This window comes from Rahnella sp. CJA17(1/100) (assembly GCF_963881615.1).
In the GTDB taxonomy this organism is placed as follows: Bacteria; Pseudomonadota; Gammaproteobacteria; order Enterobacterales; family Enterobacteriaceae; genus Rahnella; species Rahnella aceris.
In genome coordinates, this window is sequence record NZ_CAWOJA010000011.1 from 323,895 (window position 1) to 342,227 (window position 18,333).

An 18,333-nucleotide genomic window follows, 5' to 3' on the forward strand; every position below is an offset into this window, starting at 1 on the left:
CATGGCACGATCTTCCTTAATTAACAGACAATCCCAGCAGGATGAAATCGACGTGGGTTAACACAACGCTACTGATTTGCTGCCGGTTGGCCTTATCAAAGTTTGTCCAACCGGCGCGTAGTAAAATAGTTTCCCGCCCCAGTCGGAAGGCCAGAATCTGTCCGAGCAAAGCGTGAGTATGCAAAATGGTTTCGGTATCCAGGGGATCACGTCCAGTGTAACGGCCCACAAGGGAAGTCAGGTGGCTGTGCATCGGTGCTATCACACGATCGTGGATGAGCTGATAAGCGGGTGTTGGCGAAAGCTGTTCGCGAGAGATAAATTTGCTGAGATTCAGAGTTTCATCGGAGGTGAGCAGCCTTATCATTTGCTCACATGCCGTATGAATTAGCTGGCGGATTTGCGCTTTGTCTGATGGCGACTGACTCATAACCTCTTCGGCGCACTGCATGTGCTCAAGAAAGTTGTCGTTGATAAAATCAGCAATCCACCCAGCAGAAGCAATATACAGCTCTTCTTTTGAGCCGAAATAATAGGTGATAGCCGCAATATTTTGCCCGGCAAGAGCCGCGATATCTCGGGTGGTCGCCTGCAAGCCATATTCACCAAACTGAGCGATGGCAGCTTTAATAAGGCTATTTTTAGCCTGTTCGCCACGGGAAGTTATGGGAGGTTGAGAGGTCGGCATATTGCCTCATAAAAAAGTTAATCAATCGATTGATTAAAAATAGGCCGAAACAAATAGGCTGTCCAGCGATGCGTTTGTATCCTGCGAGGTGGTGCGGACGATTATTGGACTGTCAGGAAATTGTTTATGTATTCGTACGAAGCTCGGAGACAGGCCCCTTCACCGCCGCCGTGTATGGCTCACCCGATTATTTTCGCCGCTTCCCTCTGCCGCAGACGTCGCAAGATTTGCAACAACATTTGTGTATTGGCCGGCGTGAAATCTCCAGCGGTAACCTGAATCGACCAGGTCAACGACCCACCAGACATGCAATGTGAAAAAAGATAATTCTTTTTGTTATAAAGACCCTTCCTTTTGTGAGGTTGTTCTCTGTTCTTTACCAGTAATCCCTTACCATTGTCGTGGATATGTTCGGTCCGCGCTTTTGTTCGCATCACCCGCTCCGCGCTTGATGCATTTTGTCTACCGCTCAAAAGCAGTCATGGACACATTAACAATCACATTTATGAACAGGGGAAGCTCAATGTCGACATATTATTTTCTGCCAACACGAAATGTATTTGGCGAAGGCAGTGTTCAGGAAGCCGGTACGCTGGCAAAAACGTTAGATGTAAAAAAAATCATGATTGTCACGGACGCTTTCCTGGCAAAAAGTGGCATGGCGGACAAAGTCGCTAAAATTTATGAAGAAGCCGGTATTGAAGCGCGTATATTTGGTGGCGCGGAACCTAACCCCACAGATAAAAACGTAGAGGCGGGGATTAGTTTTTACCGGGAACATGGCTGCAATGGTATTGTTTCACTCGGTGGCGGTTCCTCCCATGACTGTGCGAAAGGTATTGGATTAGTCGCAGCCAACGGAGGAAATATTCACGACTTTGAGGGTATTGATAAATCCCGCAACGATATGATCCCATTAATGGCAATCAACACCACCGCAGGTACCGCTTCAGAAATTACCCGTTTCTGCATCATCACTGATACAGCACGTAAAGTTAAAATGGCGATTGTTGACTGGCGCGTGACGCCTCAAATCTCGATTAACGACCCGGTACTCATGGTCGGGATGCCACCTTCACTGACCGCCGCGACCGGCATGGATGCGTTAACTCACGCCATCGAAGCGTATGTGTCTACCATGGCGAATCCGCTGACTGATGCCGCCGCGCTGCAAGCGATCAGGATGATCACCCAGTACCTTCCCAAAGCTGTGGCAAACGGCGAATATATGAAGGCAAGGGATAATATGGCCTACGCGCAGTACCTCGCCGGGATTGCCTTTAACAACGCTTCTCTGGGCTATGTCCATGCGATGGCGCATCAGTTGGGCGGGTTCTATAACCTTCCCCATGGGGTATGTAATGCCATTCTGCTGCCTTATGTTGAGTACTTTAACTTGATTGGCAACCTTAATCGCTTCCGCGATATTGCAGAGGCCATGGGGGAAAACGTGGCCGGGCTCTCTACCGATGAGGCTGCGGTTAAAGCCATTAACGCCATCCGCCGCCTGAGCAGGCAGGTTGGCATTCCTCGCGATCTGAAAAGCCTGGGCGTCAAACCTGAAGATTTTGCCATCATGGCCGAGAATGCGAAAAAAGATGTCTGCCAGTTAACGAACCCGCGCAAAGCGACTAAAGAGCAGGTCATTGAACTCTATCGTCAGGCTTATGAAGGCGAAGAGTAACGTTAGATAACTGCGCGACGATGGGCCCGAAAAACCTTCACCGTAAATGAATTAAGGCCTGCTGCAGGTGACCTGCAGCCAGGCTGGGTCCCTTAATCATCCGGGCTATAGTAACTATCTGTTTTCAAGACATAGTAAACTATGCCTCGCTACGACCTTCCCGGCGAAGCATGGACCATCATCCATTCCTTGTTGCCTCTTGAGCCTGCTACGCCACGGGTCGGACGGCCATGGGCACAGCACCGCATGATCATCAACGGCATGTTCTGGGTGTTGTATTCAGGTGCCCTATGGCGCGATTTATCTAAACGATAGGGGCCGTGGAAAACCGTTTATCCGCTTTAACCAATGGTCAAAATCGGCAGTGATTAACCTTATTTTCAACAGGTTGCTTTATGGCCTTGTTGACGGGTCTGCCACAGCGATGGATGGCAGTAATATCCGGGCGCTGAAATGTGCTGCCGGCGCGCAAAAAAACATCCCTATATAACCGGAGATAATGGGCTGGGTCGCTCTCACGGTGGTTTTGGCATCAAAATCCATCGGGTGACAGACGCAAGCGGTCTCCCGCTAAAGGTTCACAAAAACATGTCCGGTTGCTAGCAAAAATTTCACTTAGTAACTAGCATTTATTCAAGTTTCCCCTCAATGAAAATGCTTATTTTAGGGGCTTTTACTGTGCTTTTTTAAGTCAGTTTCTTTATTCCAACGTGATTGTCTCTGAATGATATTATTTTTATGGATTCATTCATCAGGGCACAACAGCCACTGAGCGTTCTGTGTTCAGGCCGGGGATTCCGACGCTGATGCTTTACGAAAAAGCGAAGTATACCGATCAAACCCGGTTGCAGAAATGACATCAATAACGCAGGGGAGTCTGTAAATGGGTGACAGCAGGTTGAAGGTGATGGCGTTGTTGGCCTGGCTGGCGTTTTTTGCATCCTTTCCTCTGCAGGCAGCTGAACCCCGGCAGATGCCGTCTGATCAGGAAAAAGCCCGCACTGTTTATATTTTTCACCAGCCGGTGGTGATGTTGCAGGCCACGTTCGGCTTGTCCACGCCGGAAGAGCGTGTGCTGCGCATCCGTAATACGCTGCGTTCGCTGAGCAGGGAAGATATACGCCATCCGGTTCAGATCCTGCCTGTGCAACGTTATGGTCAGCAGGGACGGATATTTGTGATCAACGGTAAGCCGCTGATGCTGCTGGCAGAAAGTGATCTGGATGAAGGCGATGATCTGACTCTCGATCAGGCCGCGCAGCGGGTGCTGGCGCGTTTCAATGCACAGCGTACCTCTCTGACAGAGCAGTATTCTTCCTCCTATCTGGCGATCGCAACACTAAAAGTGGTGGCGGGCACCGCGGTGTTGATCCTGTTGTATTACTCCGCGTTTAAATCCTGGGCCAAAGTGAAAGCGTATTTCACGGCAAAGATTTTGCTGAAGAAGGGGTGGATCCCGTACCGGTGGCGCAGCTTACTGGGTGCGGTTGAAGTGCGTTTATACGCTATGTTGATGATTCTACTCAGTATCGTTGCATTCTATCTGTGGCTGAGCTGGCTGTTCCGTTTATATCCGTGGACACGTATCTGGGGCGAATCGCTGGGCGACTGGTCAGTAAATGTGGTGCAGAAAATCGCATTAGCGATTGTGTCGGCGTTTCCCGGACTGATGATCGTGGCAATCATTTTCCTCATTACGGCGTTTATTCTCAAGCTGCTGAAAGTAATGTTAAAACGGGTTGAAACCCGAAAACTTAAGATACCCGGTCTGCATCCTGAAACGGTGGGCGCGACGCGAAAACTGATTTCCGTGATGGTCTGGCTGTTTGCGCTGTCGGCGGCGTATCCGTTTTTGCCAGGGGCAAATTCACTGGCCTTCAAAGGTGTCAGCGTATTCTTTGGTCTGATGCTGACGCTGGGTTCTGCAGGCGTGATGAACCATGCGATGAGCGGACTGGTGCTGATTTATTCCCGGGCACTGCGTAAAGGCGATGTGATCCGCATCGGCGATAACGAAGGGCTGGTGAGTGAAATCGGCATGCTGGCGACTAAAATTATCACCCGCGAAAGTTACGTTGTCACGGTGCCGAATGCTGTGGTGGTTAGCGGCAAAATCACCAATCTCAGCGCACAAAACCCGGGAGGTGGCGTTAATCTGACGACCAGCGTCACCATCGGTTATGACACGCCGTGGCGGCAGGTTCATGCCATGCTGGAACTGGCCGCCAGTCGCACGCGAGGTATTGATCTTCAGCAGAAGCCGCTGGTGCGCCAGCTCAGCCTGATGGACTGGTACATCGCTTATGAACTGCAGGTGCATCTCCAGCCGGGCGAATCTCTTGCCACAGTGAGAAGCGAATTGCACAGTCACATTCAGGACGTATTCAACGAATTTAATGTGCAGATCATGTCGCCGAATTTTGTGAATCAGCCGGAAACGGCGGTCATGGTAACTCAGGATAACTGGTTCGCCGCACCGGCCTCACCGCCAGACAATCCGAAATGAAATCTATCAGACGGGGCAGCTTGCTGTCCGGCTGTTAACCCTGCGGCGGGAACTGACCGAGTTGCATGAACGCGCCAAACCAGTCTTCCAGATGCCAGGTGGTGGTGACGCGTTCGCCATTCAGCTCATGAAATTCATGCAGCCGGATGCTGACAAATTTGCCGGTCGGTTCGATGCCCATAAAGTTGCCGTGATGGGTACCGGTAATTTCTGCGCGCACGGCAATCTTCCCCGGGGTCTGAAGAAGGTCGTGGATGGTGATCTTCACATCCGGAAAAGCCTCAATGAACCCCCGGATGATCGGTTTCAACCCTTCGGGGCCGGATGCCTGACCGGGCGCGAGGGGAATATCTTTCCAGTCCTGCGTGACTGCCTCATCCATTAAGTCCGGATCATGCAGGCTAAAAGCCTGATAGATTTTTTCAACGGCTTTACGTTCCGCGATAAGACGATTTGCCATCTCGCTATTGTTGTCTGACATCGTGAAATTCCTCTGGCTGATTGCATTTTTATAGGGTTAATGTGGTGCACGCAGCGAGTATCACATTCATATCAGTAATAATTGAAATAAGAAAAGCATATAGAGGAATATACGTTTTATGGATTTTAAGGGTCTCGATTTGAATCTGCTGGTCGCGTTTGATGCGCTGATGGAAGAGCGGAATGTGACCCGTGCCGCCAGCAAAGCTGTGGTCAGTCAGCCCGCGATGAGCGCGGCATTGTCGCGCCTGCGAACGCATTTTGCGGATCCGCTGTTTATCCGCAGTGCTTCCGGTTTGCTGCCTACCGCCAGGGCAAAAGAGATCGGTTTGCATGTGTCAAAAGCACTTAACGAACTGAGTCATCTGCTGGCTCCGGACGACAATTTTGCGCCGGAAAACAGAAAAATGTCTTTTACGCTTGGCACGTCCGAATACCCGCTGATGGTGTTACTGCCCGGCATTATGCGGGCGATCAGCGAACAGGCGCCCGGAGTGACACTGCATGTGAGGACATTCACCGACCGCGATGCATCCGTGTCGATGCTGGATGCCGGTGAGGTTGATGTGGTGATCGGTATTCCCCCGACCCGGCCGGAAAACCGCATCTTATCGCAGCCCTTGTTCAGTGATGAATTTGTCACGCTTATCCGCCGCGACAGTGATGCGGCACGCAACGGCATGACGTTAGAAACCTATCTCGGGATGAGCCATATTCTGGTCTCGCCGGAAGGAAATCATTATGGTCTGGTCGATGAACAACTCAGGGAGATGGGGCTGGTTCGTGAACTTCGTCTGACATTGCCGACCATGGCTGGCGTTGCCGGTGTGGTGCAGCAGACGGGGTATGTCGCGACGGTGCTCAAACGCAGCGTGGTAGTGAGCGAGAAACACCCCAATATTGTGATGACCCTGCCGCCGGTGGCATTGCCGGAGATCCCGTTTTATCTGTTGTGGCACCGGCGTTCTGATGACAGCAATGCGCAGAAATGGCTGAGACAACTGATCTGCGCGCAGGCCCATGAATTGCTGTGAGTGACCAGGCTCCGTTAATACCACGGGGCGAAGATTCAGCCACCGGGGAAACCATTCCCCCGCATGATGTGCCGGGGGATGTGTGAGAGCTAACCCGCTATTCCGTTCAGTTTTTCCATCACTTCATCGGACAAAATCACCTTCGCACTGGCCAGATTTTCCTGTAGATGCTGCGGCGATGACGTGCCGGGGATCAACAAGATATTCGGCGAGCGTTTGAGCAGCCAGGCCAGCGCGACCTGCATCGGCGTCGCCTGCAATTGTGCCGCCACTTCATCAAGCTGCGTTGACTGCAATGGCGAAAAACCGCCCAGCGGGAAGAACGGCACATACGCGATTTCCTGTTCAGCCAGGCTATCCACCAGCGCGTCGTCGTGACGGTTCGCCAGGTTATACATGTTCTGAACGCAGGCGATCGTCGTCAGTTTCTGTGCATCGGCGACCTGTTTTGCAGTCACATTGCTCAGACCTATATGACGGATCAGGCCGCGCTCCTTCAGCGTAATCAGCGCTTCCAGCTGCGGTGCCAGTGACCCTTCTTTTGGCTGACGTTCATCGAGCATGCTGCGCAAATTTACCACTTCCAGCGTCTCCAGCCCGAGATTGCGCAGGTTATCTTCCACCGCCTGCGTCAGTTCCTGCGGGCTGAAAGCCGGTAACCAGCCGCCTTTTTCATCGCGTCGTGCGCCGACTTTTGTCACGATGCACAGATTATCGGGATACGGATGCAGGGCTTTTTTGATCAGCTTATTGGTTTCATGCGGACCATAAAAATCGCTGGTGTCGATGTGATTAACACCAGATGCCAGGGCATCACGCAGCACCTGAATGCCCCGTGCTTCATCGCTGATCGGGCCAAAAACGCCGGGGCCAGCCAACTGCATTGCACCATAACCTAAGCGCGCCACTTCTCTGTCGCCGAGGGGGTAAGTCATTGAGGGTTGTGACATGGGATTCTCCTGTGTGATTGTTCACTGATTGTAGCCGCGGGCAGGTTGTGCAACTATCCGGTGAAATCAGGACAAACTGTACGGACTGGCGCACAATGGCGAAGGTTATCGCGCTGAATTCTGCACAGGACACTGTTTATTGATTTTTGCGCTGAAGATAATCAGGCCAGACGCCCATAAGAGCCGCATCATGCAGCGCTCTGACGGTTATGGGTGTCACTTTTCCCTGCATCCGGTTTAGGGTAAAAATCAATGAACCGAGAACACCCGTTTTTTCGGGGAAATGGTTGGATGTGCGATAGTTTTTGGGTTTTACCTTGAACTGGATGAAAAAATCGTTCATCAGGATATCCGTCTGTATTTCACTCAGCGAAAGCTTTAACAATGAAAAATCACTCCCGCAGATCTTATTGTAAAAACCAAACACGGTGGGGTGGTTATGTTGTTCAAGAAAATCAATGATTTTCCCTTCCAGCACATCATTCACTGTCATATGTCCTCCCCAGCAATTCCCTGACCGCGTGGTAAACCTCAACAGGCAGAATCGCCATCATGGGATGTTCTGTTTTTTCACCATCAGGACGGTGCAAAATAATATGCTTGTCCGGATCCTGACACGGACCGGTATAGGCTGGATTGGCTGTGGCAAAAAGACTGACTGTATTTACGCCAGCGGCCACTGCGATATGTAACGGCCCGGTGTCACCCGTAACAAGAACATCCAGGCTTTTCAACAGCGTGACTAATTCTGTCAACTGCGTATGACCAGACATTACGCATATATTGTTCTGATAGTGAGCGGGTAATTGTTTTAAGAAATCATTTGCCAGATTCTTTTCGGATGTTGTGCCTGTGATAATGATTTCCAGATCCCGATCGTTGTCTAATAACATACAGGCGAGTGTACTGAAAAAACATACCGGCCAGCGACGGGTCTCATTGGATGCCCCTAACTGAAATCCAATGCGCTGGCGTAAATACTGACGCGGTAAAAGAGTATTGATCACGGGAAGATGCATTGTCGTGTCGCCAGTATTTTCTCCCAGTGTTTCGAGTAACTTCAATTTGCGCCGGATAGTATGTCCGTCATAGTAACCGGAATAGTGATCTAAATAACGATTAAGTTCGGGAGACTCACTGCCATAGTGGTCGCGTAAAATCATTTTACTGCCGGATAAAACAGCACAAAATATGTCATAAGGAAAGTGTGCGTGTAAAATAACGGAAATATCAGGTTTGTGTTTTCTGAGTTTACATAACAAAGGTAATATTCTGACAACCTTATTATCCCATATATAAATATGGTCAAACCAATCATATTGCACAACCAGGCTGTGATTTTTCTTACTGGTAACCAGTATTATTTTGCTGGCTGGAAATCTATTCTTTAAATGCATGATTGCTGGTGTGTTCATGAGGTAGTCCCCCAGCGCGGTAGTGGAGTAAATGACAATATTACCCGGTGATGTTTCACGCTCTTCCAGCGAATATTTTTTTCTTCTCGTTAAAAAACAATAGATATGCAATATCGTCTTTATTACTTTTATCTTGATGGCTTTCATTTCTGTTCAGGTTACCCGCAACGCGATGATAGGGACTATTTTTCAATTAAATTACAAATAGAGTTTTAGGCTGTTACTCATTTTTTTGTATTTTCAATAAGCACTTCATCTCTCAGTGCAACGAAATTGTTATAAACTTCATCGGTTGAAATATGAGAAACCTCTTCGTCTGCAGCAGCAATGATTCTGCACGGCACTTTCCATGGCCCCCAGACCTGCGGATCGCTGTTACCAAAAAGCGCCACCACTGGTTTTCCCACACCCGCTGCAATGTGCAATGCACCGCCATCGCTGGTGATTATCTGGTGGCACAGAGACATTCCGGCCATAAGTTCACGAATATTTACCGTATCGAAAGGAACCATAATAATATCTTTGCAGGCGTTGATGATGTACTGCGCTTTCTGGTCATCCCCTGGATGACACAAGTTATCTTCTGAACCCGGCGACCAGAAAAGAATAATTTTGCAAGGTTCGTCACGCGCCAGCCTGTGAGCGATTTCGATATAATTCTCAACGGGCCAGCGTTGTTTTTCTTTTCGGGCGCTGATCTGCAAACCATATAAGGGCATATTGTAAGTATTTTTTATTTTGTGAGCTGCCCGTTCTTTTTCAGATTTTGTCACCCATAAAGCCAGTTTCCCCGGTTTGGCGTGACAATTTAAAGGCCTGGCGAGTTCAGCCATCTGTTCAACCATATGCATGCCATCCCGCATATAAGGTATTTTATCGGTGACAGAGTCTGGCGAATCACTTCCTATCGCGATGATTCGTTTGGCCCGCGATAATGTTGCCCATCGCAAAGGTCTTTTATTCCAGTTCCCTGCCACAATAGCCACATCGTAACCTTCTTTCCGAATAGCCAAAGTGGTGACCACACGGCGTAAAATGGCTTTTATCTTTTGAGTGTAAGATCCTTCATGATGCAGTTTAGTATAATGATGAACTTTACTGACGCCGGGATTACCTTCAAGAACCTGTTTGTTGTAAGAATTAACCAGCACATCGACGTGATGGTATTTCGCCAGCATAGAAATCAGCGGGGTTGTAAGGATAAGATCACCAATGTTTTCCCGTCTGATTATTAATATTTTCATTTCTTTCCTCATTAAATACACTGTCATCAAGAATGTAACTTTATGCCTGACTCTTATCATTATATATAAACTTCATTATCATCATGCGGGTGTTCTATTAAAGGGCCGCCATAAAGACATAATGAAATTTACTGCTAAGGTAGACTTAATCCTAAAAAGTTAGTTCCACGCATAACGTCAGCGTAAAGGAAAGATTGTGTTAAAGATCGTTAGTATTTCGTGAGGGGCTTTCGGTTTAATTAATACCGCGATTCTCTGTGTGTCACCCGGGATCAATCAAATGATTGTCGCGATGTTGTGAGTGTGCAACTATCCGGTTAAATCAGAAGTAACTGTACAGGGTGACGCACAATGCCGATGGATATCGCGCTGTTGCACGCAGTGGTAGAAGTGGCCAAAGCCGGAGGATTTCGTGAAGCGGCACGCGTCACAGGCAGTAATGCATCCCGGCTGAGCGATGCTGTGCGCCGGGCCGAACAACAACTGGGCATTCGCTTATTTCACCGCACAACGCGGGCGGTGGTGCTGACCGAAGCGGGCAGGGCGCTGCTCGAGCGGTTGCTCCCGGCCATGAATGAAGTGGATGCGGCACTCGATGCTCTCAACCGTTATCGCAATACGCCCGGCGGTACACTGCGGCTGAATGTGCCGGTCAGCGCAACCCGGCTGGTTTTGCCTGCACTTGTGCCCGAATTTCTCCGGCGTTACCCCGATATCCAGCTGGAAATCATTGCTGAAAGTAACGTGCAGGATGTATTTCGTGATGGCTGCGATGCCGGTATTCGTTACGACGAACGTCTCGAGCAGGACATGGTGGCGATCCCCATCGGACCGCGCCGTCAGCGTTATGCGGCGGCGGCCTCCCCTGGCTATCTCAATGTGCATGGACGGCCATCGCATCCGCGGGATCTGATACAACACCGATGCCTGCGTGGTCGCTATGCCAGCGGGATTATGCCGGACTGGGAGTTCGAACATGAGGGCGAAAGCCTCAGCGTTCAGGTCAGCGGCCCGCTGGTGGTGAGTGTAGGGGGCGCGGTGGATCTGGCGGTAGAAACGGCGGTGGCGGGTGCGGGTATTATCTATCTGTTCGAAGAATGGCTGCGGCCTGCCATTGCCAGCGGCAAACTGGAGGCTATCTTGCAACCATGGTGGCTGTCGTTTTCCGGGCCATATCTTTACTACAATGACCGGCGTCTGATCCCCGCGCCTTTACAGGCGTTTATCGATTTTGTGCGCGAAGATAATCTCAAACATAAATTATCTGAGGAATCGAAAAGTAGCCTGTTAGTCGGCACTATAAAAAATAGCTTCGCTGGATGAAGACTCAACCGAGCAGACCAAGATGCTCGATGAGAATTGATGTACCGATACCAATCAGCACCACACCACCCAGAATTTCAGCCCATTTGCCCATCGCGGCACCGAGAAACCGGCCAAGCAACATACCGGATGTCGCCATGATGGTGGTGGCGGCACCAATAGTCAGCGCCATCACCAGAATATTCACCTGAAGAAAGGCCAGACCGACGCCCACAGCCATTGCATCCAGACTGGTCGCGACAGCTGCAGTGACCAGTACCCAGAAACCGTGACGACGTGGTGCCTGCGTATCTTCTTCCAATTTATCTTTCCTGAAGGCTTCCGCAATCATGCGGATACCAAGGATCAGCAGCAGGGTGAATGCCACCCAGTGATCCCAGCTCATAATAAACTGGCTGGCCGCCAGACCAATTCCCCATCCGATCACCGGTGTAATCGCTTCAATTACGCCAAAAATAAGCCCTGTGCGTAACGCCTCTTTTAGCGGTGGCCGGTGCAGAGAGGCACCTTTGCCAATAGCGGCTGCGAAGGCATCCATGGACATACCGAACGCCAGAATGAGGATGGTATAAAGTTGCATAAAACGGACCAGTCAGGCCTTCGGTAATCCCAAAGGCTATTTATTAATTGAGATGCGCAGTCTGCCACAAAAAACAAAATAGAAAAACCTTTATTTTCAGCATGTTATAGTGTTGGTTAAGAATGTTAGCACGGGCTATATTTGTTCAAAATGCCCGCAAAGTGATGAAAATTACGATGAGAAGCATCAAAAACATCAATCATCATAACGATGTAGAGTGAGTATGATTTATTCAGAAAATCTTACTGTTTCAGGACAGTATAGAACGTCACCAGGCCGAAGATCTCCAGTGACGCCGCATTCTGAATGTGATGATGAAGGTACAGGTACAGGTTGTGAAGTTATGCGTACCCTTGTATGGCGTGAAAACAATTATCATTGCAGGTCCTATCACATACTATTTCTTTAAAAAAGAGTTGAATGGGGAATGTCAAAAATGAAATGTAAAAATAATTATCATTTAATATTTCGTGGTATTTCTTGTTTTTATAAAAAATTCAAGCATTCCTTATTATAAATATTAAAATCTAATCTCGATAGATTCTATTTTTTCATTTACAAATAATTAAAATAACCCTGTATATTGTTATTTTTTATGAAAAAAATAAAATACTTTAGCAAAGGTAAATGTATTAGTAAGCAATCGGATATGTGAAAATCTATAATTACTGTTTATTATCACGGCCATATTAATTCTCTCTTTTAAACATTATGGTGATTTATCCGTGAGTAATACACAATATAAATTGAGCAAAGCGCGTCCCCCTCGCGTTCAAATTACGTACGACGTTGAAGTTGGCGGTGCTGAATCCAAAAAAGAATTACCTCTGGTGATGGGGGTTATCGGGAATTTTGCTAAAGATGATTTGCCACTGCGCGACCGTCGTTTTACGCACATTGATAAAGACAACTTTAATAATGTCATGGAAGGAATGAAGCCTGCTGTGGACATGCTGGTGGAAAGTACGTTGCCAGAAAAAGAAGGCCAGATGGCTATTGCACTGGAATTCAACTCTATGGATGACTTCTCTCCTGAAAACGTGGCAATGCAGGTGGAACCGTTGCGCAAACTTCTTGAATTACGCGAGCAACTGAGTGATTTGCGCAACAGAACTGCGAGCAATGACCGTCTGAAAGAGCAACTGGTTGAATTATTAGAGGGTATGGCGAAAGACGCAGAACCTGCCAAAGGGGAAGTCGAATGAGCGATATCCAGGTCATGAATGCTTCAGCTCAAGCTGAGCAGTCCGGTGATTATCTCGATCAGATTATCGATAATACCCAGGCCATCCGCCGGGAATCCGATCGTAATAAAGTAAAAAGCCAGTTGGATAACTTCCTGTCGGAAGTGGCATCAGGTGCGGTCATTGTTTCCAATGATCTGGTGGGTAGCATCGAAGCACGCATTGCCGCCATCGATGAACTGCTGTCTTCTCAGGTCAGCAAAATTATTCAGGCACCTGAATTCCAGCGTATGGAATCTTCCTGGCGTGGTTTGCACAAACTGGTGCAAAGCAGCGTCACGGAAAACACCAAAGTGCGTGTCTTTAACTGCACGAAGAAAGAGCTGCTGCGTGATTTTAAATCCGCCTCTGACTTTGATCAGTCTTCATTATTCAAAAGCATTTATGAAAGCGAATACGGTACCTTTGGCGGTGACCCTTACTCTGCTTTTGTGGGTGATTTTGAATTCGACTGTATGCCGGAAGATGTGCAACTGCTGGAACAGATTTCACATGTTGCCGCCGCCGCCCACGCGCCATTCCTGAGTGCTGCGAACCCTGGCATGTTTGCGATGGGATCGTTCTCCGAAATGCCGCGTCCGCGTGATCTGGGCAAACTGTTTGAAACTTCTGACTACGCCCGCTGGAAATCCTTCCGTCAGAGTGACGACTCACGTTATGTCGGCTTAACGCTGCCACGTGTTATCGGCCGTCTGCCTTACGGTGCAAAAACTGTATCCGTAGACGCGTTTAATTTCGAAGAAAAAATTGATGAAAATAATGAAGGAGCCAGCTATTTATGGGTCAACGCGGCTTATGATTTAGCGGGCCGTATGGTCGAGGCGTTTGAGGAACACGGCTGGTGTGCGGCGATCCGTGGTGTTGAAGGCGGCGGTTTGGTGAAGTCACTGCCGACCTACAATTACATTTCGCAGACCGGCGAAAAGGTCATGCAATGCCCGACAGAAGTGGCAATTTCTGACCGTCGCGAAAAAGAGTTAGCTGAGCTTGGTTTTATTCCGCTCATTTATTGCAAAGGTACAGATTACGCGGCGTTCTTCGCTGTGCAGTCGACCAATAAACCGCGTAAATACGATTCTGAGCTGGCGAATGCTAACGCCAAATTGTCAAGTCAGTTGCAATATATTATGACAACGTCGCGCTTTGCTCATTATCTAAAATCCATCGTGCGCGATAAAGTGGGCAGCTTCATGTCCAAATCTGAATGCCAGAATTTCCTGCAGAACTGGATCAACCAATATGTTGTGGGTTCAGATAATGTAGGACCAACGATTAAAGCAAGCCATCCGTTACGTGAGGCTGTGGTCGAAGTTGTTGATGTACCAGGTTCTCCGGGCAGTTATCGCGCCGTTGCGTATTTAAAACCGCATTTCCAGCTTGAAGGACTCAGCATGTCGCTGCGTCTGGTAGCGGAACTTCCTGCATCGACGGGTGCATAAATAATTAATCGTAAAAATAAGGATATAAAATGGCCACTGAATCGCTTTTCATGCAAATTGATGGTATTAAAGGCACTGTAAGTAATAAAGGTTATGAAGGTTGGATTGCCGTTGAGAATATGAATTTCGGTGTTTACTGCTCAGCTAAAATTGATAATGCTAGCGGTCAGGTAAACAGCGATGGCGTCAACTTTGATGCAATTTCATTTTCAAAAGTAATGGATACTACCTCTACTCAGTTATCCAATATGGTTGCGCAAGGCAGCAATGTTAAGCAAATTGTTATTGTTAAAGCATTGTTCCAGGGTGAGAAACTGGTTGAAGCACTCAAGCTGACCTATAAAAACTGTGTACTGAACAGCTACAATTTCAACGCTTATTCAGAAGGGGATGTTCCGAGTGAAAATCTGAGCTTTGTATTTGGTCAGATGACATTCGAAACTAATATGGTTGAGCCAGACGGTAAAACCAGCAAACAAGGTCCTGTGGGCTGGAATCTGGTTGAGAACACTAAGCTGTAATTTTTAAAACAACAGTGCACGCTGTAAGCGTGCACTGTATTAAGGCTTATTGATGAAGAGCTTATTACAGCAATTATCTGACAATAACCCAAAAGATCAAAATGACCTTATTGAGGAAGAAGACAAAAGCAGCACACTCATTGATGAAATATTGCTGCTTTTGTCTTCGCGCCCCCGAAGTTACCGCATTGATAATATTCCACTGATTAATGAGTCGATACTTAATTATGGAGTCAGTGACGTTTTTTCCAGTGATACGCCTCGTCTTGAGCGCAATGCCATTATGCAATCACGTATTGAAATGGCATTACAACGCTTTGAACCAAGATTGAAAAACGTCTGCGTGACCCCCGGTGAAGAACTGGGAAGTCTTTGTTCATTCATTATTAATGCTGAAACATTCAATGGTGAAGTTCGCTACCGTCTAATGTGGGACGATGTCATCAGTCAATTTTCTCTGCGTGATTAACGAGTATTTATAATGTTGGCGAAAAAATTAATTTCTTATTATCAGAATGAACTCGCTTACCTCAAAACGCAGGGAAAGGCGTTTGCCCGCCATTTTCCAAAAGTCGCCAGACGCTTAGGAATGTCAGAAGGTACGTCAGAAGATCCGCATATTGAGCGAATTATTGAATCCTTTGCGCTGGTCACGGCGCAGATTCAGCAACGTCTCGATGAGGATATGCCGGAAGTGACTGATGCATTGCTGACGGTGTTGGCTCCGCAATTTTTGCGTCCTTTTCCTTCGGTTTGTGTCGTACAAATGCAGCCAGATATCAAAGTCAGTGCGCTGACAGCCAGTAACCGCATTGACGCCGGAACAGCATTATATTCCCGTCCGGTGAACGGACAGGTCTGCCGTTTTCGCACCACTTATCCGGTTACGCTTCAACCTGTCAGTCTGCATAACGTCAGCCTGCATCTGGATGCCGATGACATGAGCTGGAGTCTGAAAATACAATTATCGGTCTGGCCCGGTGCCACACTGGCGGCGGATTCCCTGAGGTTGCATCTCAGCGGCGCCAGTCGCATCGTCAACATCCTTTATACCTTGCTGTGCAGCGAAGTTGAGTCACTGACAGTTTTCCAGCAAGGGCAGAGTCATACGCTGTCACCGCAAACTATACGCGCAGTAGGCTTCGGTGAAAATGAAGGCTTGCTTGCGGGTGATTCACGGGTTTCGCCCACTCACAGCCTGTTGCAGGACTATTTTTACTTCCCGCAAAAGTTTCATTTTGTTGATATGCCGTTGCCCGCTGGCATGGTGGCGGGTAGTCAAAGCGAGCTTTCACTGGTGGTGAAATTCAACCGCTGCATGATAGCGCGCCAGCTGGAGAAAATAGCTGGTGCGGTGAACGAAAACCTGTTTCTGCTCAACTGCACGCCTGCTGTTAATCTTTTCGCCCATCGGGCCGAACCGATTTCACCTGATCACGAAACGGCGGAATATCCGGTTATCCCTGACATTCGTCACCAGGATGCGATGGAAGTCTGGTCTGTAGACGGCGTGTCGGCGATGCGCAAACTGGGCAATGAAACACAGTCCCGGCCTGTTTATCCATTGTTTGGTTTGGACCATTCCGCCAGCGACGGTGAAACCGGTTTGTTCTGGCAATGTATGCGCCGCGAAACCATGCAAAATGACGGTGTCGCCACATCGTTATTTATCGCTTTTTCTGACCGGGGAGAAAGCCCGTTAGCGCCCGGTTGCGACATTGTTAGCATGAACCTGACCTGCACCAATCGTGAGATTCCCGCAGCCATGCGCAACGGCGCTCCTGAAGGAGATTTCGAATCAGAGCTGCCGATTGCGGGCATGAAAATTATTGCGCTGACACGCCCGACGCTGCCGGTCAGGCCACCGGCTAAGCAGGCTACGCGCTGGCGTTTGATTTCTCAGCTTTCGCTCAACCATATGTTGATCAGTGGGCCGGAAGGCGCCCGTGTACTCAGGGAATCACTGGCGCTGTACAACTTTGTCGATAATCCGGGCATTACCCGCTTGATCAACCTGATCCTGCATGTCGAGTCTGGCCCGGTTGTTACCCGGCTGGCGCCTTTGGATCCCCGTTCCATGGCGCGGGGGATGGAGATCCGCATAACCTTTGCCAGCGAAGCGGCCGAAGAAGTTGAGTACTTCCTGCTGTGTCGCTTTATTGATTGTTTCCTGGCGTTGTACGCACCGGTCAACAGTTTCACCCGTGTAATCACCTGCATTGACTCACCGGGTGAAACTCCACGGACATGGCCTGTGCGGGCAGGAAGGCTGTCATGGATCTAAGCAAAATCCTCAGTCCGCATAACTTTTTCCAACAGGTGCGGCTGATGTTACGCAGTCTGACCAGAGCACAGGGAAAAGACAGCATACAGGTGCTCGAAGCGCAACTTGATTTCATTTCACCGCTCTCGCTGGATGCGCCGAAAGGTGACATTACGTCGGTAACTCCGCTGGATCAGCAGCGCTGGCAAGTTGAAGTGGCCGCTCAGGGACTGACGGGGGCGCTGGGCGCGTTACCCACGGTATACACCGAGTGGATGATCGACCGCTATTACCGCCATGGGGACAAAACTGCCAAAGCTTTTTTGGACATTTTTAACCACCGGCTACATAGCCTGCGCTATCTCGCCTGGCAGAAATATCACTATTACGCCATGGCAGAATTCAGTGCAACACGGCCGCTGAGTCAGGCCATCCGTGCGTTATCCGGCGTGGCAAACAGTGCGCCATCTCTGCAGCAGGAGCAGTTTGCTGATTTATTTGCGCATTCAGTGCGCTCAATGCTCAACGTTGAAACCTGGTTAAAACACCGCTTTTCCGTGGCGGCGAAAGTCACGCCTTTTACCGGCGGATGGCAGGTCATGGACCCGGCCCAGTGTTGCCGGCTGGGAGAACCGTCACATACGCTGGCCGCTGCTCCCATGCTGGGCAGCGTGTACTGGGATCGGCAATCACATTTTACGGTGACACTGGGACCGGTGCCGATGAAAAACGCCGGTCTTTTTTTGCCAAAGGGCAAGCACTACCAAAATCTGTGGTCGCATCTGCGTGAATACGTTGGTCCGGGTCTGGATTTTGATATTGATCTGCTGATCGAAAATACCACGAACGTCGTTACCTCGTTGGGGTGCGGGCAACTCGGGCTGGATATTTGTCTCGGGGCCTCCGAGGGAGCAGGCCAGCATAAAATTCGTTTACCCGTCTGCCGGGAAGGAAAATAAAAA

Annotated in this window: 17 protein-coding genes and 1 pseudogene; 11 read left to right on the plus strand and 7 right to left on the minus strand. The window is 49.0% G+C overall.

Translation table 11 applies throughout. The features are described from left to right. Positions 1 to 16: 16 nt before the first annotated feature. Positions 17 to 688 carry a transcriptional regulator CecR gene (cecR, locus tag AACU55_RS07800; RefSeq protein ID WP_037032847.1) on the minus strand — a complete coding sequence of 224 codons (672 nt, stop codon included), beginning with the start codon at positions 686 to 688 and terminating at the stop codon, positions 17 to 19. A 523-nt stretch (positions 689 to 1,211) separates the two neighbouring features. On the opposite strand from cecR, the gene AACU55_RS07805 reads away from it, so the two are divergent. From AACU55_RS07805 to AACU55_RS07815, 3 genes and pseudogenes are all read left to right on the plus strand, one after another. Next, a complete protein-coding gene (locus AACU55_RS07805) occupies positions 1,212 to 2,372 on the plus strand; it encodes an iron-containing alcohol dehydrogenase (protein ID WP_037032850.1) in 1,161 nt (386 codons plus the stop codon). A 141-nt stretch (positions 2,373 to 2,513) separates the two neighbouring features. Beyond that, positions 2,514 to 2,951, plus strand: a pseudogene (locus tag AACU55_RS07810) (IS5 family transposase); the annotation flags it as partial. 304 nt (positions 2,952 to 3,255) lie between these two features. Continuing rightward, a complete protein-coding gene (locus AACU55_RS07815) occupies positions 3,256 to 4,878 on the plus strand; it encodes a mechanosensitive ion channel family protein (protein ID WP_037032851.1) in 1,623 nt (540 codons plus the stop codon). A 34-nt stretch (positions 4,879 to 4,912) separates the two neighbouring features. On the opposite strand, the gene AACU55_RS07820 is transcribed toward AACU55_RS07815, so the two are convergent. After that, on the minus strand, positions 4,913 to 5,359 hold the full coding sequence (locus AACU55_RS07820; RefSeq protein WP_112151407.1) for an ester cyclase: 447 nt from the start codon (positions 5,357 to 5,359) through the stop codon (positions 4,913 to 4,915). Positions 5,360 to 5,477: 118 nt separating this feature from the next. Here AACU55_RS07820 and AACU55_RS07825 point away from each other — a divergent pair, with 118 nt between their 5' ends. Further along, a complete protein-coding gene (locus AACU55_RS07825; RefSeq protein WP_134705362.1) occupies positions 5,478 to 6,392 on the plus strand; it encodes a LysR family transcriptional regulator in 915 nt (304 codons plus the stop codon). Between the two features lie 89 nt (positions 6,393 to 6,481). Here the strand turns inward: AACU55_RS07825 and AACU55_RS07830 are convergent, their stop codons facing one another. From AACU55_RS07830 to AACU55_RS07845, 4 genes are all read right to left on the minus strand, one after another. After that, positions 6,482 to 7,342, minus strand: coding sequence for an aldo/keto reductase family oxidoreductase (locus tag AACU55_RS07830; RefSeq protein ID WP_037032854.1), 861 nt, complete (start codon positions 7,340 to 7,342; stop codon positions 6,482 to 6,484). Positions 7,343 to 7,478: 136 nt separating this feature from the next. Then, the gene (locus tag AACU55_RS07835) at positions 7,479 to 7,835 is read right to left on the minus strand and encodes a DUF1493 family protein (RefSeq protein ID WP_037032855.1); all 357 of its coding nucleotides are present in this window, start codon (positions 7,833 to 7,835) and stop codon (positions 7,479 to 7,481) included. Continuing rightward, the gene (locus AACU55_RS07840) at positions 7,822 to 8,904 is read right to left on the minus strand and encodes a glycosyltransferase family 9 protein (RefSeq protein WP_134705363.1); all 1,083 of its coding nucleotides are present in this window, start codon (positions 8,902 to 8,904) and stop codon (positions 7,822 to 7,824) included. Before AACU55_RS07840 ends, AACU55_RS07835 begins: the two co-directional genes overlap by 14 nt. A gap of 77 nt (positions 8,905 to 8,981) precedes the next feature. Beyond that, entirely contained in the window at positions 8,982 to 10,001 is a 1,020-nt protein-coding gene (locus AACU55_RS07845) for a glycosyltransferase family 9 protein (protein ID WP_134705364.1), read from the minus strand. Between the two features lie 351 nt (positions 10,002 to 10,352). Here AACU55_RS07845 and AACU55_RS07850 point away from each other — a divergent pair, with 351 nt between their 5' ends. After that, positions 10,353 to 11,324, plus strand: a complete 972-nt coding sequence (locus AACU55_RS07850) for a LysR family transcriptional regulator (protein ID WP_134705365.1) — start codon at positions 10,353 to 10,355, stop codon at positions 11,322 to 11,324. A gap of 4 nt (positions 11,325 to 11,328) precedes the next feature. Here AACU55_RS07850 and mntP read toward each other — a convergent pair whose 3' ends face one another. Then, positions 11,329 to 11,904, minus strand: coding sequence for a manganese efflux pump MntP (gene mntP / locus AACU55_RS07855; RefSeq protein ID WP_013578172.1), 576 nt, complete (start codon positions 11,902 to 11,904; stop codon positions 11,329 to 11,331). Positions 11,905 to 12,629: 725 nt separating this feature from the next. On the opposite strand from mntP, the gene tssB reads away from it, so the two are divergent. From tssB to tssG, 6 genes are read left to right on the plus strand one after another with little or no spacing between them, the layout of a single operon-like run. Beyond that, on the plus strand, positions 12,630 to 13,109 hold the full coding sequence (gene tssB, locus AACU55_RS07860) for a type VI secretion system contractile sheath small subunit (protein ID WP_013578173.1): 480 nt from the start codon (positions 12,630 to 12,632) through the stop codon (positions 13,107 to 13,109). Then, on the plus strand, positions 13,106 to 14,587 hold the full coding sequence (tssC, locus tag AACU55_RS07865) for a type VI secretion system contractile sheath large subunit (protein WP_013578174.1): 1,482 nt from the start codon (positions 13,106 to 13,108) through the stop codon (positions 14,585 to 14,587). Before tssB ends, tssC begins: the two co-directional genes overlap by 4 nt. Positions 14,588 to 14,616: 29 nt before the next feature. Continuing rightward, entirely contained in the window at positions 14,617 to 15,108 is a 492-nt protein-coding gene (locus AACU55_RS07870) for an Hcp family type VI secretion system effector (RefSeq protein WP_013578175.1), read from the plus strand. Between the two features lie 52 nt (positions 15,109 to 15,160). Further along, positions 15,161 to 15,577: a GPW/gp25 family protein gene (locus AACU55_RS07875; RefSeq protein ID WP_013578176.1), complete on the plus strand. Its 417-nt coding sequence runs from the start codon at positions 15,161 to 15,163 to the stop codon at positions 15,575 to 15,577. A gap of 12 nt (positions 15,578 to 15,589) precedes the next feature. Beyond that, positions 15,590 to 17,392, plus strand: a complete 1,803-nt coding sequence (gene tssF / locus AACU55_RS07880) for a type VI secretion system baseplate subunit TssF (protein WP_037032864.1) — start codon at positions 15,590 to 15,592, stop codon at positions 17,390 to 17,392. Further along, entirely contained in the window at positions 17,383 to 18,330 is a 948-nt protein-coding gene (gene tssG / locus AACU55_RS07885; protein WP_037032866.1) for a type VI secretion system baseplate subunit TssG, read from the plus strand. The genes tssF and tssG overlap by 10 nt, the downstream gene beginning before the upstream one ends. Positions 18,331 to 18,333: the final 3 nt, after the last annotated feature.